The sequence below is a fragment of the Paenibacillus vandeheii genome (assembly GCF_030433635.1).
Taxonomy (GTDB): domain Bacteria; phylum Bacillota; class Bacilli; order Paenibacillales; family Paenibacillaceae; genus Paenibacillus; species Paenibacillus vandeheii.
In genome coordinates this window covers 129,557-153,931 of sequence record NZ_JAROCD010000005.1, presented here as the reverse complement: position 1 = coordinate 153,931, position 24,375 = coordinate 129,557, and the positions used below count along the sequence as shown (strand labels likewise).

The window sequence follows — 24,375 nt, the reverse complement described above, 5'->3', positions numbered from 1 at the left end:
CAGCATGAGGATGCTTTCGCACTTTTTGTATGAAATCGGGCTATTTCGAAGAATCCACAGGAAATTGTAAAATAAACTCTGTACCTTCGCCAAGTACACTATTAACGATAATGGTGCCGTGATGGGCATCCACAATATTTTTTACAATTGCGAGCCCAAGTCCCGTACCGACACTTTCACCCCGGACCCGAGCCTTATCTGCTTTGTAAAAACGTTCAAAGATGAATGGTAAATCAGAAGACGGTATGCCTACGCCCTCATCTTTTACAATCACTTTAGCTACAGGTGTTCGAGTATCCGTTAACAGTTCTGCCGAGATAAGAACATTTTTGCCTGATGGGGTGTGACGAAACGCATTATCCAGTAAATTGGTAAATACCTGTTCAAGACGATCCTCATCGGCCTGATGAAGTTCAATGAAAGTCTGTCTGCACTCAAACCGAAGATGGATCCCCTGTTCTTTGGAACGTACCGAGAACTTTCTGTACACTCGTTCCAGTAGTTCAACCAGATCCACTTCCTTCACGGCCATATCCGTATGACCCGCTTCCATTCGAGCAAGATCAAGCAGATCTTTAACCAATCGGCCCATACGCAAGGACTCATCATGAATTACTTGAATCAACTCTTCACTTTCTTCCGGAGAAGCCGCCATCCCATCCAAAAGAGCTTCACTATACCCTTGCATCATGGATAGCGGAGTACGTATCTCGTGAGATACGTTTGCGACAAAATCACGGCGCATCTTCTCTAGTCGTACTTCTTCTGTTACATCACGAAGCACAGCTACAGCACCCCGTACGACACTATCTGCGTACAAAGGTGCCATCTGAACAGACCAGACTCCCTGTTGAACATGCACGTTAGAGTTCTGATCGCCACCTTGCTCCATCACCATTTTGAACAAAGGAACGAGTGGTTCCGGCACCTCTCGAGAAGAACTTACAGAATTCTCCGAATCTTGTCCCTCGCCCATCTGAGCCCAGTCCAAATCACACCAAGCCTGCATGATTTTCTCTCCAGGAGGGTTCGTCAAAATAACCTTTCCCTCCCCGTCGAAAGTAACTACCGCATCGGTCATGCTTCGGAGCACGCTTGCCAAATGTTCTTTCTCATGGTTAAGGTTGCGAATGTTATCTTCCAGCTGTGCAGCCATATGGTTAAATGTATTACCTAATTCTCCAATCTCATCGCTCGTTACAAGAGAGAGACGCGTACCGTAGTTTCCTTTCCGAATCGCATTGGCTGCCTGAATTAACTGCTGCATCGGCTGCGTAATTTTCGTAAAAAGAAACAGCGCAAAAAAGGTCGTCAAGCTAAAGCCGATAATACAAACATACGTGAACAAACGTTTGATATCTCTCGACTCAGACTCCGCAAAATTCGTATCAATATACGGCAGCAAAAAAAGACCCAATGCTATGAGTACACAGCCAACGAGGCAAATAATCGTAATCCATAACTTCCCGACCAGCGATCTCCAGAAACTAAAACTACTTCGGTACTTCCAGTTTATAACCCACACCCCACACCGTCGTAATCATCGCCGCTGATTCTGGCGACACCTTGTTTAACTTCTCGCGAAGTCGCTTCACATGTGTATCCACCGTACGAAGATCACCAAAGAATTCATAGTTCCATACATCCTTCAGCAGCTCTTCTCTGGAGAAAACTTTATCTGGAGATGTCGCGAGATAATGCAACAGTTCATATTCTTTCGGTGTTAAACTGATCTCTTCCCCACCTGCGGTTACGCGGTGAGCATCATGTTCGATGACCAAATGAGGAAACACAATATTGTTGCTTGAATTACTCTCTTTGGACAGATAAGCTGTCGCAGAAGAACGACGTAGAATCGCCTTAACCCGATAAATCACTTCACGTGGACTGAATGGTTTAACAACATAGTCATCAGCTCCCACTTCGAAGCCCTGAACACGATTAATTTCTTCGCCTTTTGCAGTAAGCATCAACACCGGGGTTGATTTCACCTGACGCAGACGAGTACATACTTCAACGCCGTCCATACCCGGCAACATCACATCAAGCAAAATCAGACCATAGTCACCCGCAGTTGCTTTACGCAGCGCAGTTTCCCCGTCTTCTGCTTCATCAATTTCATAACCTTCTTTTTCGAGATACATTTTCAAAAGTCGGCGGATTCTCTCCTCGTCATCCACGACCAGTATACGGTTCTCATGTTCAGCCATTCCACTCCAGCCCCTTTACAATAACTCCTCATCACTTCTATTATGTTCGATCTGGCGAACAATATTTGAAAGCCCCTATTGAAGCAGGGGCTTACATATATGTTTCATGGACTTCTCTCCGGAACTTTACAAAACGAAACGACCTATCCTAGTCTGCCCCTGCGTAGGAATGCAACCCGGCAATGATCAAATTCACACCAACGAGCGTAAACATAACGACCAAAAATCCAAGTACTGCAAGCCAGGCAGACTTGCGGCCCTGCCAGCCTCTGGACAAACGCAAATGCAGGTACACACTATAATATAACCATGTTATCAGTGCCCACACCTCTTTGGGGTCCCATCCCCAGAAGCGGCTCCAGGCAATCTGGGCCCAAATCATGGCGAAAATTAATGCTCCCAATGTAAATATAGGGAAACCGATAGCAATTGCACGATAACTAATCTCATCCAGATCATCGGAATCAATGCCGTCCAGCATCGGTTGCAGAGCTTGTCCAAGCGGTCTTCTTACAATTAAACGAATGAGTCCATACAGGATAAGCCCTACGATTAACGACCAGACTACCGTGTTCAGTTTACGTCCAGCGTTTACCCCGTTCATCCAGGAAGGCGTCTCAAGCAAAGGTTCCTTCATGCCAAGAAACGGTTTTATGCTCTCCACTTCACTATTATAAGGTGCAAATATAGGAGGCATGCGATAAATCACTTTCTCTATTGTACTATTTTCCTGTACCTCTGTGTCAATGCTAGTGGTTTGCTTAACAAAAACCGCCTCATATCCAGAAGCACGGAAAGCAAATACAGAGCCGATAAACCCAACCACAACGACGATCGTAATTAATGTAAACTCAACCCACCCACGCTGGCGTCTGGAGGACTTGTCCTTGCCACTGAAATCGACCGTACGTAACAAGTACATGAATCCTGCCGCAAAGCCAACGGCGAAGAATGCCTCTCCAAGCGCTGCCAACGTCACGTGAATCTTGAGCCATATCGACTGCAAAGCAGGAATTAGCGGCTGTACTTCCTGAGGAAATACGGCTGCATAGGCCATAATAAGGATGGTTAGGGGCAATGCGAACAGTCCCAACAATGACTTACGATAGATTGCATAGACTACGATAAATGCCACCATAATCATCATGGATAGAAAACTCATAAATTCATACATATTACTTACCGGGATATGTCCTGCCCCAGCCCAGCGTGTACCAAAAAAGATAAGATGTGCAGCTAGTGCTACAGTTGATGCAATAAAGGCTCGCTTTCCCCATCGATCTACATGAACTTGCGGGTCGCGATTACTCCATTTCTTGCCCATGACGGCAACGCCATATAACATAAATGCAGCACAATATAGAAAAAAAGATACGATAAATGCGTCGCTGCTGAAATCCAATAAACTCATGTTTGGTTCCCCCCGTTATCCAACGACTTCTCATCCACTTCCACATTCAACTGTTTTAACACAGCTGCAACTTCACGCCTGAAGCCAAACCAGTTTTTGTTGGTATGGCCGCCTAGGGTAAGCTGTCTATCATCAATCCGAATCCAAATACGACGGTGATGCCAGTAAAAGCCCATAACCAGACCCAACATGACGATTCCTGCCCCAACCCATACGAAAGGCATAGCCTTATCAATACGTATATTGAGGTAACTTACGGATTGAATGATATCAACCTTGTCCATACTGTCGACCTCCAGCTGCAAAGGAATTTCTCCTCCATTTAGCTGTTTGTTAATTGCATCCTGTTGAAAACGCTGCTTATCCACCTGCTTCGCAAAATACAAGTACTGCATTCCCTCTTCGGGTAAAACGGGCCCCTTGATGTTAAATAGAAAGGCAGGCGCATTAGGCGAAGGGGACTTTGATTTGGGCTCTCCATTTTCATCCAATCCAAAATCCATATATTTCTCTTTTACAGTCAGACTATAGGGGCCTGCTTCAAACGTTCGCTGCGTATCCATCATGGAAATTTGGATTGCTCCGTACTTCTCACCCGTCTGGGTATTGACCAGATCAGGCGTTACCGAACGAATCGTTGGCGTCAGATCATAATCAAACTGATACGCTTTCAATCCGTTGTAATTCAGTGGATGGTTCACTCGAACATCATGTCGGGCCACCTCGGATAACTGAGGTTTCTTTGAAGGATCCGAACAATCTGCTGTACATTTATACAATACCACTTTGGTTACAAACAGTTTTGGAACGGTTTTATTCAGATTCCGAAATTGTTCCGGGACTTCATCTTCACTGTAAAATTCAACATTAAACTGTTCATTCTTCAAATACATAGACGTGTTCGGGATTTTTTTGATCTCCCCTTCGGGAAAAGCAACATGCTCATCCAGATTCAGGCCAGGAAGTCCCCGAACAAGAACAGCCAACAGAAAGATAATCAATCCGATATGAAGGACATAAGGCCCCCAGCGGCTGAATCGCTGTTTCTCAGCCAGTAATGCCGTACCTTCGGTGTGCACACGATAACCTTTCTTTTTAAGCGGGGTAACCGCTTTCTTAATCCAGTCTTCTGATGCCTCATCTACGGAGCCTTGGTATACCAGACGCTGGCGTGTAAGAAACTGCATGTGTTTACGTATTTTCTGTTTGTTCAGCGCTTTGTATAGTGGAAGTACCCGGTCAAGACTGCATATGACCAGTGAGGCACCGATCAGCACCAGTAGCAAAATAAACCACCAGGATTCGTATGTATGGGACAGACCCAGTAGATAATAGATATGACCCAACTGACCGTATGTGTCCTTGTAATATACGGATGGATCAATATTCAGAAACGTACTTTCTTGTGGATAGATCGTGCCCAGCATGGAACCTACAAGCGTAAACACAATCATGTAAACCGCAATTTTGACCGAGGAGAAAAAGTTCCATATGCGGTCAATAATTTTAGGATTCATACGTTGCGAACGGCGTGCCATGCCATCATAACGCATTTCCAATACTTCATCCGATTTGACCTCGGCCTCCAGCAGCGGCTTGCCGCATGCTTCACATAATACAGTGCCCACCGGATTCTGGTGTCCGCACTCACACTTCGTATTTTGGAACACGACTAGACCTCCTGTCAGGGCTGTTTCGCCAGTTGTGAAATTTGAGCGTCAAGTGTGTCCAAGTCTAGTTGACCGATATGAATGGTGGAGATTTTACCCGTGTCGGAGACAAAAAATGTCGTTGGCATCGGTGATATGCCAAAATCCCGGATCGAGTTTTTGTCACGGTCGAGCATAATCGGAAACGTAACGCCCACCTGCTGTACAAAATTTTCCACGGTCATCTGGTCTTCCCCAACATTGATACCAACAAATTGAACACCCTGGTCCTTCCATTTGTCCGCTTGCGCTTGAAGTGCAGGCATCTCTTTGACACAAGGCTCACACCATGTTCCCCAGAAATTGATTACCATGGCTTTGCCTTTGTATTCCTCAGACGTATGAACTTGTCCATCCAGGCCCAGCAGTTCAAAAGAAGGAGCCTTGTCCCCTTCTTTTGGCTTGCCATTCGAGCCGGATACGGATGTAGTAATCGCGTATCCGCCCAACACCAGGATCAATAACAAAATGACGATTTGCACCGCTCTTCTTGATTTGCCCATGTGCTGCTCCCCTTTTAAGTGACTAGCATTCGCATATTACGGTCTCGGACAACTGTGAACATCCTATGAACAATTATAGCGAATTTCGTCACAAATCTGCGGCGCTTTTATGAAAATTATGTGTCCTCACATTACCTTTTTTTCATTTTTTTGGCGGGTTCTGATTTTGCGAGCGTAATCAGGTTGTTGACTTCTTCTTTGGTCAAATTGCGTGTCAGCCCCCGTTTCAGGTTTTGCAGCAAAATACCACCAAACGAGATCCGCTTCAGACGTGTTACCGGATGGTTAATCGCCTCGAACATACGTCTAACCTGACGGTTACGCCCTTCGTAAATTGTGATGGAGATTACAGCTTCATTTCCTGCGGTGTCAACATCCTTGTACTCAACCTCTGCAGGAGCTGTCATACCGTCATCCAGCATAATGCCTGTCTTTAATTTTTCCAGAGCAGTACCATGTGGGACCCCTTTAACAGTCGCCAGGTACGTCTTCGGTACGTGATGCTTTGGATGGGTCAACAAATGAGCAAATTCCCCATCATTGGTCAGAATCAGCAAGCCTTCTGTGTCATAATCCAAACGACCAACAGGATACACACGTTCTTTGACACCTTTAAGATAGTCGGATACAATTTTCCGACCTTCCGGGTCTGAAGCACTTGTGATAACACCTTTCGGTTTGTTTAACATCATGTACACTTTCTTTTCACTGCGGATCGGTTTACCATTAACCGTAATCATATCCTCTTCGGGGTTTGCTTTCGTACCCAGTTCGGTTACGACCTCCCCGTTAACTTCAACTTTGCCGGACAGGATCAGTTCCTCGCTCTTGCGGCGGGATGCAATGCCTGCCTGTGCGATAATTTTTTGTAATCTTTCCATGTTTGTCATGTCACCTCACACTAATGATACCCATCAGGGCCGGAAATCACAAGGATAATCCATCGATTTTGTAAACGCGGGAGTTGAAATCACCTTTTGAGCAGTTTTTAGCTATGAATTTATGCCAAAAAAGCTCACCCTCTTACTGCCTGTTTGCAACAGGAGCATTAAGGTGAGCCGTTCAATTTGAACCGTATGTAACCACTGAACATTTAATGAGGTTAACTCGCTACTTTACCGTCAACAGCAACCGGTTTTTTGGCAGGGGTTGCACTGTCTTTAATGAAGGATTGCAGCGTTTTTGAAGTAATAAAATAAGTGCGTCCACCGTATACAAAGGTCATCATGCCAATAACCCGATTATTCTGATCCAGAACAGGGCCACCTGAATTGCCTTGTGCCACTGATTTTAAGATACTGCCAATACCCTTCTTGCCTGGAACGTCCGTATCCTGTGAATTAAATACTCGGCTCTTGGCTATCGTATTGTAAGTTGAAGGAAAATCCTCGTCCAAGAGTACAAGTTCCCCAGCTGAATTTTTAGGAAATCCGATAGTATACACAATTTGATTATCTCTCGCATTAGCAAACGTCACTGGTTGTGCATCGATTTCTTTGTCCAGCTTCAGCAATGCCATATCCGTCACCGGATCTGTTTTGATGATTTTGGCTTTCACTGGCTTGTCCAGCTGACCTGGGCTCGCTACGGTCAATGTGCCTTTATCCCCATCAGACAATTCAGCAAAATCCTGAACGACATGATAGTTGGTAAGCACTTCATCCTTGGAGATCAGTATTGAGGTACCCACATCATAATATACCGTATCGGGTTCAGCCTTTTTGACCAAACGTACGTTCACAACTGGAAAAGAATCCGCTAAAACGGCCAGCTGAGCACGCAACTGTTTATCAAAGTAACCCGTAAATTGAATCGTATTGACGGCTTGAGCCGCCGCAAAACCTGTTTGTCCTGTAATCAACGCAATGGCAATCACACTTAACATTCCAATGCGGAGCATTCGTTTCCAACTCTTCTGCATGATCCTCACTCTCCTCCGCTATTATTCTAGCATAACTAGTATATCGGAAGGAGAGGACTTATTTTTCATCCAAAAACGATTAAACAAATGACCAAGGCAGCAATAAAACCTACCACATCGGAAAACAAACCGACTTTGAGCGCATAGCGGCCATTACGTATACCTACGGCTCCAAAATAAACAGTCAAAACATACAGAGTTGTATCCGTACTCCCTTGAATCGTAGAAGCCATGCGGCCAATCATAGAGTCGGGACCATAGGTTTTGATCAGATCTGTCGTAAAGGCGAGCGAGCCTGTCCCGGTCAAAGGACGCAAAATGCCAAGCGGCAATACTTCTCCCGGAACTCCCATCCATGACACGAGTGGGGCGATCAGACTAATCACATAATCCAGTGCACCTGAAGCCCGGAAAACACTGATCGCTACCATCATGCCTACCAGATGGGGAATAATGCTGATTGCCGTAGAGAATCCATCTTTGGCCCCATCAACAAAGGATTCGTAGACCGGGACCTTTTTGGTAAACGCATATAATGGAACAAACGCGATAATAACCGGAATGGCCCAGGCGGAAATCCAGTTGATGAAGGTTAACAACGCTACTCATCCTTTCATACCGGGATTGTCACTTTTATGTACACGCGGCGGCCTGTGAAGCGCCCTGTTTCGGTACCAGCGGTCCGCTGCGATAGCTGCAAATGTCGCAACAATGGTTGCCATTAGCGTTGTACCTACAATTTCCGTGGCATTCGCAGAATGATAATTAAGACGAATGGCTATCAGGGTTGTCGGAATAATGGTGATGCTCGCCGTATTCAGAGCCAGCAAGGTACACATTGCAGGGGACGCTGTCTGTTTATCCGGATTCAGCTCTTGCAGCTGCTGCATGGCTTTGATCCCCATTGGGGTAGCCGCATTCCCGAGGCCAAGCAGATTGGCACTCATGTTGGATAAAATGTAGCCCATAGCAGGATGGTTCCGTGGAACATCAGGAAACAAAAAGCCGACAACCGGACCCAGGAGCTTCGCAATCCGGCCCAGCAGCCCGGCATCCTCAGCCATTTTCATCATGCCCATCCAGAATACGAGAACACTGATCAGTCCAAAACATACCGTTACACCCGTTGCTGCTCCATCAAAAGCTGCCTGGGTTACGACTTCAATTTTGCCCTGCGCTGCTGCAAAAGCAAAGCCGGTTACAATCATGAGAAGCCAGATTAAATTGATCAAAGAATAACCCTCCCCTCATTATGGAGATAACAGATGGCTTAACACTGCACGCCATGCGGAAGCCCAGGTAGAAATTTCACCGATTCCCCCCAGAGTGGCATCCTCGGTTTTCGGCTCCGGTGGAATATAACTACCTTTGCGATACACAGGAATTGAACCCACCAGCTTCCCATCAAGTTGCATATCAATTCGGCCTGCCAAGCCAAAAGAAGGATCTGTTGATTTTGCATCACCCTCTGTACTCTCCTGGACACGGCTTTCGCGTAAAATCAGCTTTTTCGTCAATGAGGATGTCTCACTCTTCGCCAGAGGATAAGTGAACCCGCGGCCTGTGACCACATCCGTGTTCTGTACAGGCTGTTCTTTTTTTGCAATTTCCACCAAAGGGAAATTTTCAAAGCCGAAATCTAGCATACGTGCATGATCATTCCAGTCATCGCCGTCGTTCAGGGTTACCGCAGCAAGTTGTTGACCATTACGAGTAGCAGAGCTGACCAGACAGCGAAATGCCTTCTTGGTATACCCTGTTTTTACGCCATCGGCTCCCTCGTACAGTCGCAGCATTTTATTTTTATTTTGCCAGGAGTAATCCCAGCTCTCATTTGGATTGGGGGCAGACTTGTTCTCTGTCGCTACAATACGTTTGAATACCGGATTCTTGAGCGCATACCCGGTTAAACGTGCCAGATCATTGGCGGTGGAATAATGTCCATCGGCGTCAAGTCCGTGAGGATTCATAAAATGAGAATGGGTCAACCCAATTTGCTCTGCCTTTTTGTTCATTAACAGGACAAATCCTTCTTCAGATCCACCGACATGTTCAGCAATTGCCGAAGCCGCATCGTTGCCTGATCGCAGCATTAGCCCATACAGCATGTTTTCCAGCGTCATTTCTTCACCCAGCTTGAGATAGATGGATGATCCTTCTTTGGCAAACGCCGAGGAAGTCACTTTTACTTTGTCATCCAGTTTACTGTGTTCAATCGCTACAATTGCCGTCATGATTTTGGTCAAGCTGGCAATTCGGAGTTCCTTATCCCCATCTTTGCTATACAATATTCGGCCCGATGTCACGTCAATGAGAGCAGCGCTTTGCGCATGGGTTGAAGGGCCGGGTATTGTTCCCTGGGCTTCAGCAAGCCCAAATGAGGGGAACAGGAACAAGGGTACCAGCATACATGCCATAAATTTCATTATTTTTCGCATCGATTCATTCCTCCGGGTCACTTGGAATCTTGTACTAGCTTATGTCTGGACAACCCGAAGTATGTCCCAGTGTTAGAAAACAGCAAAAATCCCTTTCGCATATGCGCTGCGGAAGGGATTTTGTAGTCTTAAAGAGGAGTTGCCAGGCTTGATTAAAATTAGTTATTATCCAGCATCTTGGCCACTTTTCGCATAATTCTGGAGACTCTCATCTGGCTAATGTCTTCCATCTCCGCTGTTTGTGTTTGATTAAAGCCGTCTACTCGATGTTTCAGGACAGTGACTTCCTTCTCGCTTAACTTGCGCTTCACTGAGTCAATAACGGCGTCAACATAAATTTGGTCTACCACTCCATCCTCAATGTTTTCCCCACTATAGATGGTATCCATCAACGTAACTGCTTGAGCTTGCTGATCATCTGCTCCGACAGGCTCATCCAGATATTTAACTCCCTTGCCCACTTGGAGCGCCTTGTTGATTTTCTCCTCTTCTTCGTCGATCAACAAGGCGATTTCATGAGCTGTCGGGAGATACCCCATATCATGCTCCAACCGATTGATTCGGTTAATTAATTCAGTAGCTGTACGAGTGGGTCGAATGATGCTTGCGCTATCTCTCAGAAAACATCGGATTTCCCTTACTATGGCAGTAACCGCAAACGAACTAAATTTCACACCACGCCCCGTGTCAAATGCATTGACCGCTTTAATGAAACCAAGGCGACCCAATTGAAGAATATCGTCTTTTTCCACACAATGATTTTTGATAATGACTTCCGGTTTTCCAATGTATTTATGTACGGAGTGCCAAATCAAGTTCTCGTTTACCAAAATGCTATCTCCTAGAAAATGTTCATCGACTTGACATCGTTCAATATTTCCTACAAGGTCCATAGAGTAAAATTTCTTGTCCAACTTCAAATTCATGTTAATATGTTCTGAAAATTTATCCATCTAGATCTCCCTATGTAAATGTTGTGGAAGTTCACCAACAATCTAACGTTCTTACTTAATTTTTCTTTAACATCTGAGTCATCTTGCTATGGTGTTTCTTCACTTGGTTGTAATACCAGGGGCGAGCCTTACCCTTGTCGACATTTCCTTCCCCTTGATTGTACGCAATCGTTGCTGTACGAAGGTTTCCATCATACTTTTCCAACAGATATTCCATATATTTAATGCTGGTTTTGATGTTAACTTCAGGCTTGTATAAGTCACTGCCTGTAACACCAAACGTTTTGGCCGTACTCGGCAGTATTTGAAGGAGCCCGATGGCTCCATGATTTGATGTGCTATCCTCTATTAAGCGGCTCTCCTGCCACATCATGGCGAATATCCACAGAGAGTCTATATTGGAGCCTTCAATATATTGATCAACCCACTTCACATACTTCAACAATTTAGCCTGGCTTACCATCTTCTCTTGATAAGAATCAATATAATGCTCCAACATATCTACTATTTCTTTATGGGACGTAGAATCCGGACTTGATTTCACTTTGAGAGCTTGTTTTGTATGTTGTTCTCCAATTGAATTAGAAGCAGTTGGTGCAATCAGCCCGCCATATAACGTTATAGATGCTAGTACCACCGTAATGATCATCCCGATTTTTTCAAATATAACCAACGGGATTGCTCACCTCCTTAGGTTGAACCTTATATAATAGAAAGAAACCGTAGTTTATGCCTGCTTGCACGAACTTGTACCTCAATAATTTAAAGGTCTGTTGTTGTCAACTTTATAGGTCTCCTTTTTCCTATTAAGGCTCATCTCGCTCACTGGTTTGATATGCCAAGATTGCTGTATATTCTAACCTGCTGTTTGCTGGATCGTAGGCGGAAGTAACATCCAACCCAATAACCAGTACATTTGGTTTGACATTCATCCAGGTGTTGATCTGTTCCTCGAGATCCAGAGGTGATGGGGATAAAAACATCTTTACAGCAATATCTACAGCATAATTTTTCATGTTCATTTATTCATTACCGATAAGAAGCTCGGGATTTAATTCTTCGTTTGTTTCTTTATTGGTTAGCACATCGGAAAGGGATTGGTTGATATTCTCGGTGTTCTCTTCTTTCTTTTTCTCCTCGATCAACTGAGCAAATTCCTCTTGAGTCAACTCATATATCTCCAGTTCAAATGCACTTGTTAGAATATATCCCATACCATCCGTTAAATGGACGTTGTAGTAGGTTTGCGGTTTCTCGTGAAATTCGTCCGCTTCATAGTTGAATCCAATAACTGCTTTTTCATAGCCAGCTACAGTACCCGCAAACCAAACATTGGCTTTTGTTGTTGCGCCTGTGGGCGTTTGAATCTCATGCACATTTGTTGGTGCGTGAACGCATTTTCCAACTAGACTTGCAACCAACTCTTCGGTTAATGTATCGTCTTTTGCTTTTATCATTTGTGTCATACGGTCATTCCTCCATAGATTCAAAATACCTTGAGTCTGGCTTTTCAGCTCTTCAATTGCTCTATACGCGTTGTATCATTGACAGTTAACGTTTTAATACAGGAGAAATATCTGGGGCACCACTAAAGAGCGTATAATACGTTCGAATATGAGCAACTGCCCGATTTAGGTCATTCATTCGCTTGGACAACATTTCCTCAATCACCGGCTCCCATACCCTAAGTCCTACACCCATAATCGGTTTGTTTTGCATATACGCATGATGTAAGATCACTACCTCAGTAGGAGTCAGCTTTTCCACATCGAGATTAACTAGCAACGCATCTGCTTGTAAGACAACCTTCTCAATAATCAACGCATACTCCCGGTTACTTAGGTCGGAAGCGGTAGACGAATCATGGTGGGCCCAAGCAATATCAGGAAATGCCGACAGACTTTCCAACGTAAATCCCAACACAACAACACTGAGCATATTTTTCTTCCACCCTCCATTATTCAATCGATCAATTACCCTATACGACATAAAAAGGCACCCCGTTAAGAGTGCTTTTAATGATATGTATCGTTTTGATGATCAATCTGCAACAAGCTTCGGCTATTAATTGCCATTTAATTTGATACTACAGAGCTTCGTATTTCTCACGAATCGCTTTCCACAACTGTGATATGCGTGCCTTGGATACACCTAACATTGCTGCAATTTCTACAAACTCGTACCCCGAGGTTCGAAGTTTAAAAATCTCTTTCTCCCGCTCATTAAGCTTCATATTCTCCATGATGTCGGTCACGAATTCAAAATTCTCAAAAGCAAACCCGGCGTGCCCAAGTGTTAGCGCTGTATCTGTTCCCTCACTTTCATCACTGGAGCCAAGATCAGTACACACAAGCTGGACAGCGTTAACGACACTGAGGTTTTTCTCAGACATGCATTTGCGATACATATCCTTGATTTTATTCTCGATCAAGTGATCAACAAACGTCGACATTTTTGCTTTTTCAGCATCATACTTGTCCAGCGCGTTATATAACTTAATCATGATCTCCTGCGTTACATCCTCTTTTTCCATCCCTGCAAACGTTTTGCCTCTAAGCTTATGGCGACATTTTTCCTGTGCTTTGTTCAAAAACGTATCTATATCCCCAATTTCAAATAAATCATCAAACCCCATAGCAGTCGTAGCAGACATTATCATTTTCCCCCAATGATTATTTAGTTGTTAGTTAAACTTTAACTTGTATTTCTATAGTTATAATTATCATCAATTCTTTCACTCAGCAATCTAGTATCTCTCACCGTAACCAAACTTTATAAATGACTTGCCGATGTCCAAAAAAACCATGTCTAATATGTAGTGTTATCACTTCTTCGTAAATATGAAAACATCTTCTTTAGGCCAAACTTAAAGCTGGATAAGTTTTGCATTGCAAAAAAAATTCGTAAATGATCCACCTCCCCATTCTGATATCCACAACAACAAGATCCTAACTTTCAAAATACAGCAATGAAAATTTGTTCAGTTCAGTGCCACTTTTCCAACCTATTACATTCAGAATAACAAATACGAACTAATGTTCGCAACATATTTTTATCAGCTTCGTCTATACACCTTTTACCCACTATATACGAAGCCAACTAGGAAACGTAAAGCCCGTTTTTTGCAAACAAAAAGACCAACACAGAGCGCACCACTAGGAAAATACCAAAATGGTGGAATGTGTCGGTCTTGGTCTGACATCTATTTCGTTCCAATTACCGAAGATATGGTCTTGAAGCTCTCAAATACTGTCACAGGCTTCGTCAAGATTATTAATTCTATCTGATCGCCATAAGGGTAGTATAAGGAAATATGTAGGATATTGTCAACATTAAAATTAGTTCCGAAGAACCTATCCAATAACAAAACGAAATTTATTAGGTCTTAAGGCATGTTTATAGTATCATTTTTCAGCAGCCCCTCAATATCCTTGTTCATTTTAAAGACGGTCACCTGTTCAGCAAAATTAGTACCAAAGAACATGGTTTCAATATCTTCAATTTTTAAACCCAGGTGAATATAGGAGAAAACAGGACTGAAATCTTCTCTCATCATTTGTGCAAGCTTCAGCTTGTATTCGGCAAAGATCTGACTGGAATGCGATTGCATGTGTTCAAGCATGAACGCTTCAGGTTTGGTGAATTTTGCTGTAAACTTCAGGATGATAAAATGATTCATGATGACGACTCTGGTATCTACTGGCCCGCGTTCAGTAAAATCTTTTCTTATTCTTGATGCCATTTTCGCGAGTTCTCTTTCCAAGTCTTTTATCTCAATGTTCACATCCCTCCCTACAATCATCCTTTTTCCTCCTATTGCCCTGAATACAATAATCAAACCTAATTTAATCAAAACTCCTTATGCAAGACAAGTTTCAATGCGTTTATGGACTAAAGTTCCCGGTATCTTTTCAGAAAAAGGAATAGACCCCAGAAGTAGGCTTGGGGTATATCACTTGTTTTACTATGGTTTACAATTATGCAAATAAAGCAGAACAGTACGCGTAGAACTAAACAGTTTCTTTTAATTAGCTATTTTTAACTTTGTTGTTCATTGGGTGCATCAACTTTGAGCAGACTGAACGCTACCAGATTCAAAACCACATTGGCACCATACTCCCTCTCAATCACATCGAATGCCTCTTCCGTTGCACCAACTAAGATCGTCCTTCTCCGTGGTCATCTCCATTGTGACAATCTCCTCATTATCTGGTTCCAAAAGGCTTCGGATGGAGAACCTCATGCTTCCGTTCGATTCGGGGATGCTTCCAATACCATTCTGGCCCATGGAATTGTCCTAACCATGGATTTCATCCAATCCCATTACGGGTGGGTGAATGATCCCACATACTGTGGCATTACGCTACCCAATGCAGGAGCGAGAGAGATCATTGTACACTGCCTGAGAGAAGCCGATTATGTTGGTCACTTGACTCAGACGGATCACTGGTATTTCAGACCCTTGTTTGATATGTGTCTAGCGTATTACAAGATTAAGCCCAAGAAGACATTTTATGCATTTGAAAATAATTACATCGCCCGGTTTAAGCTGTTCTATGAAACGTTCAAAACCATGCCCATACTGATCTGTGGAGCCAAGGCCGAACAATACAAAGAAGTTCTGGAACGCCGTTACGGTTGGACAGGCATCGTTGCAACAGTGGACTGTCCCTCTTGGTCTCATGTGAGCGCAGCCTCTAAAGAAATGGAAAACATCCATAAAAAAACACCTTGGAAACTGGCTCTTGTATGTGCAGGGGCACCTGGCAAAGTATTAGCCATTAAAGCAAAAGAACTTGGCTCTGTAGGTGTTGATTTCGGTTCAGGAGCAGATGTTGCCATTCAGGCAGACAGCGAAAATCTGTACGCTTGGGACTACGAAGGATTTCCCGATTATTGGGAAGGAAGACCAAAAAAAAGACCCTTCTAGGGTCTTTTTTGTTGTATATAGACAGGATTCATGTGAAATTTCATTGCTGTAGTAGTTATTGATAAATTGAACTAACTGACTTATTATTGTTAAGATAACTCCTAATCTAACCTGGTTTAGACTTGCATAAAAGAGGAGCACTACTTAGACTACTCAATCGTTGGAGGGAATGTAATGGCGTACTCGCAGTCAAAGACCGAAGCAGTGGCAACTCACTTAAGAAATAGATTCATGGAAGGCAATGTAGAGGGGCACGAAATCGTTGTTGCTCTGATTAGTATGGTTAAAGCTCAGAAAATTAACATAGACGACGTCGCTCCCATTCTGTTTAATGTTTTTTTTGATAATCCGCAAGGCATTTTATCAGCACTTGAAAAAGCCAGTACATTGGTTGATGATGAGTTAATTGATTCAATCATCAATGAGGTCAACGAGAACGCCTAATCTTACATATTAGGGGAGATTCATTGAAATCCATCTGACCTTTTATTTTGTTTTTTTTGTTCTCCCCCTCATTTCAGATTTATTTAGTTTATATTGGCTTGCTTATGTGCTTCGCGTTATTTTCCATCTCACCCTGCTTATTCTAAGAATAGACCTTGGCAGAATGACAGGAGAAAAGGAATTAACGAAGGGAGCAACACATATGGATCAAGTAAATAAAGCAATTCTATTTTTAGCAGTCATTGAAACCATGCTTGAAGCACTGCACCATATCGAAGTGGACCAGACAGAACTTGTTGATTCGCTAGTTATGCTAGGTTTCGATCCCATTAACATTTTATACGAAACCAATACCATTAGATCCTTCCAGAAAGTGTGCAGAGCCTTTGCAGAACTCGATTTTGCAGATGAAGCCCTTTCCGCTTTTTTACAAGAGTAGATAACAGTTTCAGTATTTAGAATTGACCGGATATATGTTTTTTTGCAAAACGAAGCCAAAAAAGTAGAGCCTCAAGTCATTGGACTTGGGGCTCTACTTCTTTCTGTTTTACATCAGACGGCTTAACATCCTTCCTCTGAACTCGTATAGAACATGTAGGAGACATCACGGATATCTCCTTCTTCAACATGACCTATTTAACGAAAGGATGGTTATATGAACCAAGCAGATTTAGAACATGTTATAGACCATTTAAATCACTCTGTAATTGGAGTGGTGGATTCAACCTTGTTTCACTCTCAATATGAGCATGAACATCCTACCAAAATTGTGATCATACAAAATTATTATTTTTTGAAAGACGCAGCTCATTTTAATGATTGGTTAAAAGAACGTTGCGGATAATCCTCTCTTTACCTTATCGTCCTCTCAAGCTTTTTTGCGTCTGCGTTCATCAATCAGAACCTTCAACATGAGCAATTCCCCGTAGGTGAGCTTCTTCTTGCGTACTTTCTCCACCCATGCCCATTCGTCAATGATTTTGTCGTTATAGGCATCTCCTACGTATTTATCAAGTTCATTCCATGTCCATTGAGCATAATCCAGCACTTTATTCATATCATCATCCTCCGTAGCCACTTCTTCCTTAAGTGGACTTAATTTAGAATTGACTGCTTGCTTAAATCTTTCATATTCCTCAGGTTTTTTGATCCAAGGTAATGGACATTCCTTCCACCCAACAACTTCTTTATGTGTAAAGAACACATTGGGAAAGCCACGTTCACTAATCAAATATACTGCAAGGTCTACAACGTTATTAAATGTATCCTCATGAATGCTGCCGTCCTTCTCAATACACATTTCAATTCCCACTGTGCTATTGTTTGGATATGTTCCAAGATGGGATAAAGCTTCCTTTGTATACGTCTCACTCCCGCAATGGTATGCAAGTTCATCATCTGGAAGGCTATTATAGATGGAAGTTCGATCTACAGAGTAATGTGCACTTGCATAACGACCTTTCCCAATTTGCTGTGCTAAGCTCGCAAAATATGTACTAATGTTTCTTGCCGATGCTCCTGGAGAAGCCGTATAATGCATAACAATTCCTCGTTTAGCCTTCAGTTTCATTCCCGCTCGACTATATTTATTAACAGGTATGTAGTCCTTGGTAATCGAAAGCATTACATCTTCTCCTTCCCTTCTGATTGATCTTCCTCACCCCGAAGCTTGAAAAGAGCAGAAGTGATAAATTTCGGTACAGGAAGTCCTAATTTTCCCATGTTCTCGAGAATACTTATTCCTTCAGTACCGATGATGAACATCAGCATGGCATCTCTCATAAAGTCGTTGGAATTGCCCGAAACTATATCCAGTTGATGAGCAATAATGACGAATACAAATGTCAGTGACTTGCGAGCAAGTCCCCACCATCCGACCCTACTGGAAAGTTCCTTTTTGTACCAAGCAGATAACACACCTGTCATGTAATCCAACCCCACAAAAATCGTTACTGCAATAAACAGGTGATCCATCCCTCCAACCAAGTACACCATGGCAGACAACAGCCATCCACATAAAACCGTAAAGATCGTATCTCTTTGCAAATCGCCTTCCCCCTTCAAAATCTTTTTCATGTTTAGGTTAGGCGGAACAAGGGGATAAGTCTCATGAGATGTTGTTGCCTTTGTTTATTCTCCTCAGCATTCTACTAAGTGAACAGCAAAAATCCCTTTCGCATATGCACTGCGGAAGGGATCTTCGCTGAATCATTAGCTGAACGTAGAAGGATCAGGTGTGACATGAATGCCTGACTCTGGAGTTTGTGCTGTATTCCGACTGCGGAACATGTCCTGAATTCTATCCATCACATATGGAGTGGAATCGATCAGTTTCTCGAACAGGTGAGTTGAATTGTCAAGCGGAACGATGTGAACGCCCTGTTTGCCAACCACCAGGAACGCGATAGGACGAATGGATACACCGCCCCCGCTTCCGCCTCCAAATGGTGAGGCCACCGAAGCGGAGCTGGCATGTTCAGTCGTACTGCTTCCCCCGCTTCCCCCTTTGCTGCTTCCTTCATTTACATGAAAATCACTGCCACCGGCAGCAAATCCAAATCCCACTTTACTAATTGGCAGGATTACGGTACCGTCAGGTGTTTCAACCGCATCGCCCACGATTGTATTGACATCCACCATGGCCTTGATATTTTCCATTGCGGTTTCCATTAAGCCTTGAATTGGATGATCTGACATTTAAATTCCCTCCAGTTTCAATTTAAGCTAGGTTTGATCTAAACATATCATCCCCAAAGTTGAAGGGACTTATGTAAGCCAGCCATTTAACAAAACCTTTAAACTTGAAGCTGCTGACTCGTTAAAATAAAACCCGCCAGTTGGAACAAACTGTGGAAAATATCCGCTAATTCACACACTTATGTGTGCGCTTTGCTGTGTTGTCTCTTGAGCTTTAGCTTGCGTCTGCGCCGCTGCTCTTTTAAAAGTTTGAACCACATACGCCATCCTCCCTCAACCTGGAGCACCCGGGTTAACAACGTAATTCCTGCGATTAGGACTGCTGTAATCCGGATTTTCAGCTTCCAATCCAGCTCGGTTTGGAACTCCATTTCATCTTCCCACACAGGCACAACCTGTAACTTTGGCGTTTGCTCAAAATGGATTTGATAAGAGAGGTATCCAATGATGATGGACTTGATACTCCACACCCAACCTATGAGAACAGCCGTATACGCTGCATCGCCGATGCCAACGCGGGTAGACCAGGACAGATCAGTCATATGTATACGAGAAAGTGTTTGCTTGATCCAGAGCTTCAATGCTTCCGTTGCCCTGAGCATGACTTTTACATCCTTAGCCCACTTTTTGACTTTACGTTTGTTAACACGCTCGTGGCTCTGGGCTTCCCTCGAATGACTCATTCGCTGCTCCGTCTTCACCAGAAAACCTTCCTTCATATTACGAAAGACGATGCTGGGAATTTCATAGTTAATACGCACAATGCCATATAGCAGACGAACCGTAATCTTGGCATAATCATCATGATTATGTTTCCTGAATGTAAAATGCACATGAACATACGAGATGAGGACTGCGACAAGAAGCAGTGCGATCAACAAGCCGATTCCTCCAAGCCAAATCCACACAGGCCTTACCTCCAAGCCCTCAATTCTTTTCTCGTCTAGTATGACACTCTATATAGGAAAAAATTCACGTCTGACCTAAAAATTCCATTTAATCTTTGAACCACCACCTGCAATCCATTCGGATAACACGTCAAAAAAACCGGCACCCCGACAGGGTACCGGTTTTGGATCGATCCAGCTCCAACGTTAAGAATCCATAGGATCATCTTCGTTAGTTATATCGATTGTATTTGCATCGTCTTCCAGGCTTGAATTGTCCAGGTCCAGATCTACATGCTGCACATCCAATTTTTCAAAGAGCAGCTGAGTTTCTTCCTCCAGATTTTCGGAATCTTCAAACAACCCTGGCTCAGGCAGATCTTTGAGCGAAGCCAAACCAAAGTAATCCAGGAAAGACTTGGTAGTGCCGTATAGAATCGGGCGTCCAATCGCTTCAGCTCGTCCCACTTCCTGAATGAGATCCTTGTTCACAAGCGTATGGATGGCGCGTTCGGACTTCACACCACGGATTTCCTCAATCTCTACCCGCGTGATAGGTTGCCGATACGCCACAATAGCGAGTGTCTCCAAAGCTGCCTGGGATAAAGAGGTACGTGCTGGAGAATAGGCCAATTTCTCAAAATAAGTCGCATGTTCCGGTAACGTACCCAGTTGGACTACCCCTGCAATTTTAAGAATTTGTACACCACGTCCCTGATTGGCAAATTCAGCGATCATCTCCTCGATCGCATCCGACACCAGTTCGGTACGTTGATCCACGATTTCGGCGATTTGTTTAATACTCAGACCTTCTTCTCCGGACAAAAACAGCAGGCCTTCAATAATCGATTTCAATTTCGGAAAATCCATGATTCTTTGTTTCCCCTCTCCACTCCATAACGATATCCTCAAACATCCGCTCCTGATAACAGACAATTTGCTTCATCTTCATCAGCTCCAGCACCGCCAAAAAAGTCACGACAATCTCATGCCGATAAATTTGGTTATCCAGCAGCTTGGAGAATAACAGCCTGCCTCCCGGTCCCATACTTTCCAACGCACCGATGACATCGCGAATGCGATCCTTAACCGAAATCTCATCCCGTTGGATGCGAGTTACGGTTGTACGCTTCTCCGCTTTACGCAGCGCCTTCTGGAAGGCTGCAATCAGATCCGAGGTATGCAAACCCTCAACCGGATTCGATTGTGCTTCTACAGGCATATACGGTCGCAAATCCTCGGGCTCTTTGGAGAAAATAAGGCTGCGTTCCCACTCCCGTTCGTGCAAGTGACGCGCAATTCCCTTGTATTTGCGATATTCAATCAGACGTGCAATCAGTTCTGCACGTGGATCATAATCTTCATCTTCCATATATGCATAATCCTCAAAGTCCTCGATTACCGGTGGTTTGGGCAGTAAAAGTTTGCTCTTGATCGACAGAAGTGTCGCCGCCATTACCAGAAACTCACTCGTAATATCCAGCTCCAGCTCCTGCATCGAATGCAGATACGCCATATATTGATCGGTAATATCGCTGATGGGAATATCCTGGATATGAATCTCTGCCTTATCGATCAGATGAAGCAGCAGATCCAAAGGCCCTTCAAAAGTCTCCAGTTTGTATGTAACTACCGTCACTAGACGAATCCTCCCGCCAGAAAAATAAAAACCCCCGCTAAGCCGCCGAATCCGGTCTCCCGTTTTCGTCTGCGCAGAGCAGGGCACTATATTAAATAAGCACTATTTTAGCTGTTTCGTCAAGTTGGCCATTTCAATAGCGGCAGTAGCTGCATCCCAGCCTTTGTTTCCTGCCTTTGTTCCGGCACGCTCGATGGCCTGTTCGATATTCTCCGTCGTAACCAAGCCGAAGATGGTTGGTACACCTGTTTTCAGGTTAATTGCGGCTACACCCTTAGCCATCTCATTGCACACATAATCATAATGTGTCGTTGAACCGCGGATTACCGTTCCCAATGTAATGACAGCATCGTATTTGCCACTTTCGGCCATTTTTTGTGCAATCAACGGGATTTCAAAGGCACCCGGAACCCAGGCTACATCGACTTCATCATCTTGAACACCGTGACGTTTGAACGCATCCAGCGCTCCGCTAAGTAATTTGCTAGTAATGAACTCGTTAAAACGTCCTACGACTACTCCATATTTTAATCCTTCCGATACCAAATGTCCTTCAAAAAAGTGTGGCATTCAAGTCATCTCCCTAATTATTTTTTATGATGTACACTGCTGATCTTCGGGCAAAATATTTTCAACTCTTTTTTACCATCTGAAAAGCTGCTCAGTTTTTTTCTTCATTCTGCTCGATATCGTCGAACTTCAACATATGACCAAGCTTCGCCTGCTTCGTGTGCAAGTAGACCGTATTATCCTCGTTCTCTTCCATCTGAATCGAAACTCGCTCCACCACTTCAAGTCCGTAACCTTCAAGTCCTTTAATTTTGCGTGGATTGTTGGTTAACAACCGAATTTGACGAACGCCAAGATCCTTGAGAATTTGGGCTCCAATGCCATAATCACGAAGATCGGCGGCAAATCCAAGCTTCAGATTGGCATCCACCGTGTCCAGACCCTCCTCTTGCAGCTTGTAGGCTTTGAGCTTGTTGATCAGTCCAATACCGCGGCCTTCCTGTCTCATATAAAGTAGAACGCCGTTACCTTCGTCGTGAATCTGTTTCAATGCTGCATCGAATTGCGGACCACAGTCGCAGCGATGAGAATGGAACACATCTCCTGTGAGACATTCGGAGTGTACTCGGACCAAAACTGGCTTGGAACCGTCTATTTCGCCTTTAACCAAAGCGATATGCTCTTTGTTGTCCACCGCATTTGTATAAGCAACCGCCTGGAATTCACCGAAGTCCGTTGGCATGCGTACAGCCACTTCGCGTTGAACCAGCTGTTCCTTTTCATTCCGATAGCGAATCATGTCCTGAATGCTGATCAACTTCAGATCATGTTTGCGAGCGATTTCCTGCAGATCCGGAAGTCTGGCCATCGTTCCATCTTCCTTGATCACTTCACAAATAACACCTGCCGGATAGGAACCACACATAATGGCGAGATCTACAGCGGCTTCCGTATGTCCGGCGCGCCGCAGTACACCGCCATCTTTGGCGATAAGTGGGAACATGTGGCCCGGCTTGCGGAAATCTCCACTTTTCGCTTCGGGATCAATCAGACCTTTCACGGTAATGGAGCGTTCATGTGCCGAGATGCCCGTTGTGGTGTCTTTATGATCTACAGAGACGGTGAACGCCGTCCCATGAAAATCTGTATTTTGCTGAACCATAGGTTTCAGATTCAGTTCGTCGGCACGTTGCTGCGTAATGGGAACACATACCAGACCTCTACCTTCTGTAATCATGAAATTGATCACTTCAGGTGTAGCCTTCTCGGCCAAAGCGATAAAGTCGCCTTCATTCTCCCGATCTTCATCATCCACCACGATGACGGGTTTTCCCCGCATGAGATCGTAGATAGCTTCCTCTATAGAATTCAGAATGGACTGCTCTGACATAGGTCCCCCTCCAGTTTCCACTTCAATTTATATTTGTATTTAATCCATTTCGATAAGTTAAGCAAAACCATGATTAGCAAGGAAATCCTCACTGATACTTCGCGGCTTACCTGCTCCGTTCTCCTGATGTCCCTTACCATAGTGGAGCAGATGATCCACATATTTACCCAAAATATCACACTCAATATTGATGGTGTCGCCTGTCTTTTTGACATTTAATACGGTCTCACCAATCGTATGTGGAATAATGGATACTGTGAATGCAGTCTGTGAAGTTTGCACAACCGTTAAACTAATTCCATCCAGGGTTACAGACCCCTTAGGTATTAAATATTTAAACAACTGCGTATCATCAGGTTTAATCTCGAAAACAATCGCATTCTGGTCACGTGTAATGCTGCCAATGACTCCGGTACCATCGACATGGCCCTGAACGATATGCCCGCCAAAACGACCACCTGAGAGCATCGCTCTCTCCAAATTGACTTTGCTGCCGGATTGCAATTGACTGAGATTGGTGTGTCGATATGTTTCAGGCATCACATCGGCAGTAAAACCACCACCCTCCAGGGTTGTCGCAGTTAAGCATACCCCGTTTACCGCTACACTATCGCCAATCTTCAAGTCGTTCATGATGGCGGAAGCTCCGATATTCAGGACCATCGCTTCGCCTTTCCGACCTATACGCCGGATCTGACCGACTTCTTCCACCAAACCGGTAAACATGCTGCCG

General features: G+C 44.0%; 30 protein-coding genes. 4 read left to right on the top strand and 26 right to left on the bottom strand.

The genetic code is table 11. The annotated features are described in order from the left end of the window. Positions 1-40 precede the first annotated feature (40 nt). From P5G61_RS11070 to P5G61_RS10990, 17 genes are all read right to left on the bottom strand, one after another. Positions 41-1,525, bottom strand: coding sequence for an ATP-binding protein (locus P5G61_RS11070; RefSeq protein WP_301246454.1), 1,485 nt, complete (start codon positions 1,523-1,525; stop codon positions 41-43). After that, entirely contained in the window at positions 1,494-2,210 is a 717-nt protein-coding gene (locus P5G61_RS11065) for a response regulator transcription factor (protein ID WP_017687664.1), read from the bottom strand. The genes P5G61_RS11070 and P5G61_RS11065 overlap by 32 nt, the downstream gene beginning before the upstream one ends. A gap of 148 nt (positions 2,211-2,358) precedes the next feature. Then, positions 2,359-3,621 carry a cytochrome c biogenesis protein CcsA gene (gene ccsA, locus P5G61_RS11060; RefSeq protein ID WP_079349439.1) on the bottom strand — a complete coding sequence of 421 codons (1,263 nt, stop codon included), beginning with the start codon at positions 3,619-3,621 and terminating at the stop codon, positions 2,359-2,361. Beyond that, positions 3,618-5,291: a cytochrome c biogenesis protein ResB gene (resB, locus tag P5G61_RS11055; protein WP_301246452.1), complete on the bottom strand. Its 1,674-nt coding sequence runs from the start codon at positions 5,289-5,291 to the stop codon at positions 3,618-3,620. Before resB ends, ccsA begins: the two co-directional genes overlap by 4 nt. A gap of 14 nt (positions 5,292-5,305) precedes the next feature. Next, on the bottom strand, positions 5,306-5,833 hold the full coding sequence (locus tag P5G61_RS11050) for a redoxin domain-containing protein (protein WP_053784499.1): 528 nt from the start codon (positions 5,831-5,833) through the stop codon (positions 5,306-5,308). Between the two features lie 131 nt (positions 5,834-5,964). Further along, entirely contained in the window at positions 5,965-6,714 is a 750-nt protein-coding gene (locus P5G61_RS11045) for a pseudouridine synthase (protein WP_024634051.1), read from the bottom strand. 221 nt (positions 6,715-6,935) lie between these two features. After that, complete coding sequence (locus P5G61_RS11040) at positions 6,936-7,754, bottom strand: S1 family peptidase (RefSeq protein ID WP_301246450.1); 819 nt, start codon at positions 7,752-7,754, stop codon at positions 6,936-6,938. Positions 7,755-7,819: 65 nt separating this feature from the next. After that, positions 7,820-8,353 (bottom strand): spore maturation protein, encoded by a 534-nt coding sequence (locus P5G61_RS11035; protein WP_079349442.1) that lies wholly within the window; start codon positions 8,351-8,353, stop codon positions 7,820-7,822. Between the two features lie 6 nt (positions 8,354-8,359). After that, entirely contained in the window at positions 8,360-8,986 is a 627-nt protein-coding gene (locus tag P5G61_RS11030) for a nucleoside recognition domain-containing protein (RefSeq protein ID WP_024634048.1), read from the bottom strand. 18 nt (positions 8,987-9,004) lie between these two features. After that, complete coding sequence (locus P5G61_RS11025; RefSeq protein WP_301246449.1) at positions 9,005-10,192, bottom strand: D-alanyl-D-alanine carboxypeptidase family protein; 1,188 nt, start codon at positions 10,190-10,192, stop codon at positions 9,005-9,007. Between the two features lie 158 nt (positions 10,193-10,350). Further along, a complete protein-coding gene (locus P5G61_RS11020; protein WP_301246448.1) occupies positions 10,351-11,118 on the bottom strand; it encodes a sigma-70 family RNA polymerase sigma factor in 768 nt (255 codons plus the stop codon). An 82-nt stretch (positions 11,119-11,200) separates the two neighbouring features. Further along, positions 11,201-11,818, bottom strand: a complete 618-nt coding sequence (locus P5G61_RS11015; protein ID WP_301246447.1) for a lytic transglycosylase domain-containing protein — start codon at positions 11,816-11,818, stop codon at positions 11,201-11,203. Between the two features lie 133 nt (positions 11,819-11,951). After that, entirely contained in the window at positions 11,952-12,167 is a 216-nt protein-coding gene (locus P5G61_RS11010) for a hypothetical protein (RefSeq protein ID WP_301246445.1), read from the bottom strand. After that, a complete protein-coding gene (locus P5G61_RS11005; RefSeq protein ID WP_301246444.1) occupies positions 12,168-12,611 on the bottom strand; it encodes a hypothetical protein in 444 nt (147 codons plus the stop codon). A gap of 85 nt (positions 12,612-12,696) precedes the next feature. Next, on the bottom strand, positions 12,697-13,134 hold the full coding sequence (locus P5G61_RS11000; RefSeq protein WP_301246442.1) for a hypothetical protein: 438 nt from the start codon (positions 13,132-13,134) through the stop codon (positions 12,697-12,699). Positions 13,135-13,231: 97 nt separating this feature from the next. Beyond that, the gene (locus P5G61_RS10995; RefSeq protein WP_179282955.1) at positions 13,232-13,798 is read right to left on the bottom strand and encodes a sigma-70 family RNA polymerase sigma factor; all 567 of its coding nucleotides are present in this window, start codon (positions 13,796-13,798) and stop codon (positions 13,232-13,234) included. Positions 13,799-14,530: 732 nt separating this feature from the next. Further along, the gene (locus tag P5G61_RS10990; protein WP_301246441.1) at positions 14,531-14,929 is read right to left on the bottom strand and encodes a Na-translocating system protein MpsC family protein; all 399 of its coding nucleotides are present in this window, start codon (positions 14,927-14,929) and stop codon (positions 14,531-14,533) included. A 285-nt stretch (positions 14,930-15,214) separates the two neighbouring features. Here P5G61_RS10990 and P5G61_RS10985 point away from each other — a divergent pair, with 285 nt between their 5' ends. The 4 genes from P5G61_RS10985 to P5G61_RS10970 all read left to right on the top strand — a co-directional run bounded on the left by P5G61_RS10985 (position 15,215) and on the right by P5G61_RS10970 (position 17,363). After that, positions 15,215-16,075: a GT-D fold domain-containing protein gene (locus P5G61_RS10985; protein ID WP_301246440.1), complete on the top strand. Its 861-nt coding sequence runs from the start codon at positions 15,215-15,217 to the stop codon at positions 16,073-16,075. 174 nt (positions 16,076-16,249) lie between these two features. Continuing rightward, complete coding sequence (locus P5G61_RS10980) at positions 16,250-16,519, top strand: hypothetical protein (protein WP_094936936.1); 270 nt, start codon at positions 16,250-16,252, stop codon at positions 16,517-16,519. Positions 16,520-16,721: 202 nt separating this feature from the next. Then, a complete protein-coding gene (locus tag P5G61_RS10975; protein WP_024630935.1) occupies positions 16,722-16,958 on the top strand; it encodes a hypothetical protein in 237 nt (78 codons plus the stop codon). A 216-nt stretch (positions 16,959-17,174) separates the two neighbouring features. Next, entirely contained in the window at positions 17,175-17,363 is a 189-nt protein-coding gene (locus tag P5G61_RS10970; protein WP_301246439.1) for a hypothetical protein, read from the top strand. 24 nt (positions 17,364-17,387) lie between these two features. Here the strand turns inward: P5G61_RS10970 and P5G61_RS10965 are convergent, their stop codons facing one another. From P5G61_RS10965 to ribE, 9 genes are all read right to left on the bottom strand, one after another. Then, on the bottom strand, positions 17,388-18,143 hold the full coding sequence (locus P5G61_RS10965; protein ID WP_301246438.1) for a peptidoglycan recognition protein family protein: 756 nt from the start codon (positions 18,141-18,143) through the stop codon (positions 17,388-17,390). Then, entirely contained in the window at positions 18,143-18,595 is a 453-nt protein-coding gene (locus P5G61_RS10960) for a phage holin family protein (protein WP_063870640.1), read from the bottom strand. The genes P5G61_RS10965 and P5G61_RS10960 overlap by 1 nt, the downstream gene beginning before the upstream one ends. A gap of 135 nt (positions 18,596-18,730) precedes the next feature. Continuing rightward, positions 18,731-19,216, bottom strand: coding sequence for a GerW family sporulation protein (gene ytfJ, locus P5G61_RS10955; protein WP_301246436.1), 486 nt, complete (start codon positions 19,214-19,216; stop codon positions 18,731-18,733). 179 nt (positions 19,217-19,395) lie between these two features. Further along, on the bottom strand, positions 19,396-20,124 hold the full coding sequence (locus P5G61_RS10950) for a DUF2953 domain-containing protein (RefSeq protein WP_301246435.1): 729 nt from the start codon (positions 20,122-20,124) through the stop codon (positions 19,396-19,398). Between the two features lie 186 nt (positions 20,125-20,310). After that, the gene (gene scpB, locus P5G61_RS10945; RefSeq protein WP_301246433.1) at positions 20,311-20,973 is read right to left on the bottom strand and encodes an SMC-Scp complex subunit ScpB; all 663 of its coding nucleotides are present in this window, start codon (positions 20,971-20,973) and stop codon (positions 20,311-20,313) included. Continuing rightward, positions 20,942-21,742 (bottom strand): segregation and condensation protein A, encoded by an 801-nt coding sequence (locus P5G61_RS10940; protein ID WP_024630942.1) that lies wholly within the window; start codon positions 21,740-21,742, stop codon positions 20,942-20,944. Before P5G61_RS10940 ends, scpB begins: the two co-directional genes overlap by 32 nt. A 102-nt stretch (positions 21,743-21,844) precedes the next feature. After that, a complete protein-coding gene (ribH, locus tag P5G61_RS10935) occupies positions 21,845-22,312 on the bottom strand; it encodes a 6,7-dimethyl-8-ribityllumazine synthase (protein WP_024630943.1) in 468 nt (155 codons plus the stop codon). Between the two features lie 91 nt (positions 22,313-22,403). Then, positions 22,404-23,642 (bottom strand): bifunctional 3,4-dihydroxy-2-butanone-4-phosphate synthase/GTP cyclohydrolase II, encoded by a 1,239-nt coding sequence (locus P5G61_RS10930; RefSeq protein ID WP_024630944.1) that lies wholly within the window; start codon positions 23,640-23,642, stop codon positions 22,404-22,406. A 57-nt stretch (positions 23,643-23,699) separates the two neighbouring features. Beyond that, complete coding sequence (ribE, locus tag P5G61_RS10925; protein WP_024630945.1) at positions 23,700-24,368, bottom strand: riboflavin synthase; 669 nt, start codon at positions 24,366-24,368, stop codon at positions 23,700-23,702. Positions 24,369-24,375: the final 7 nt, after the last annotated feature.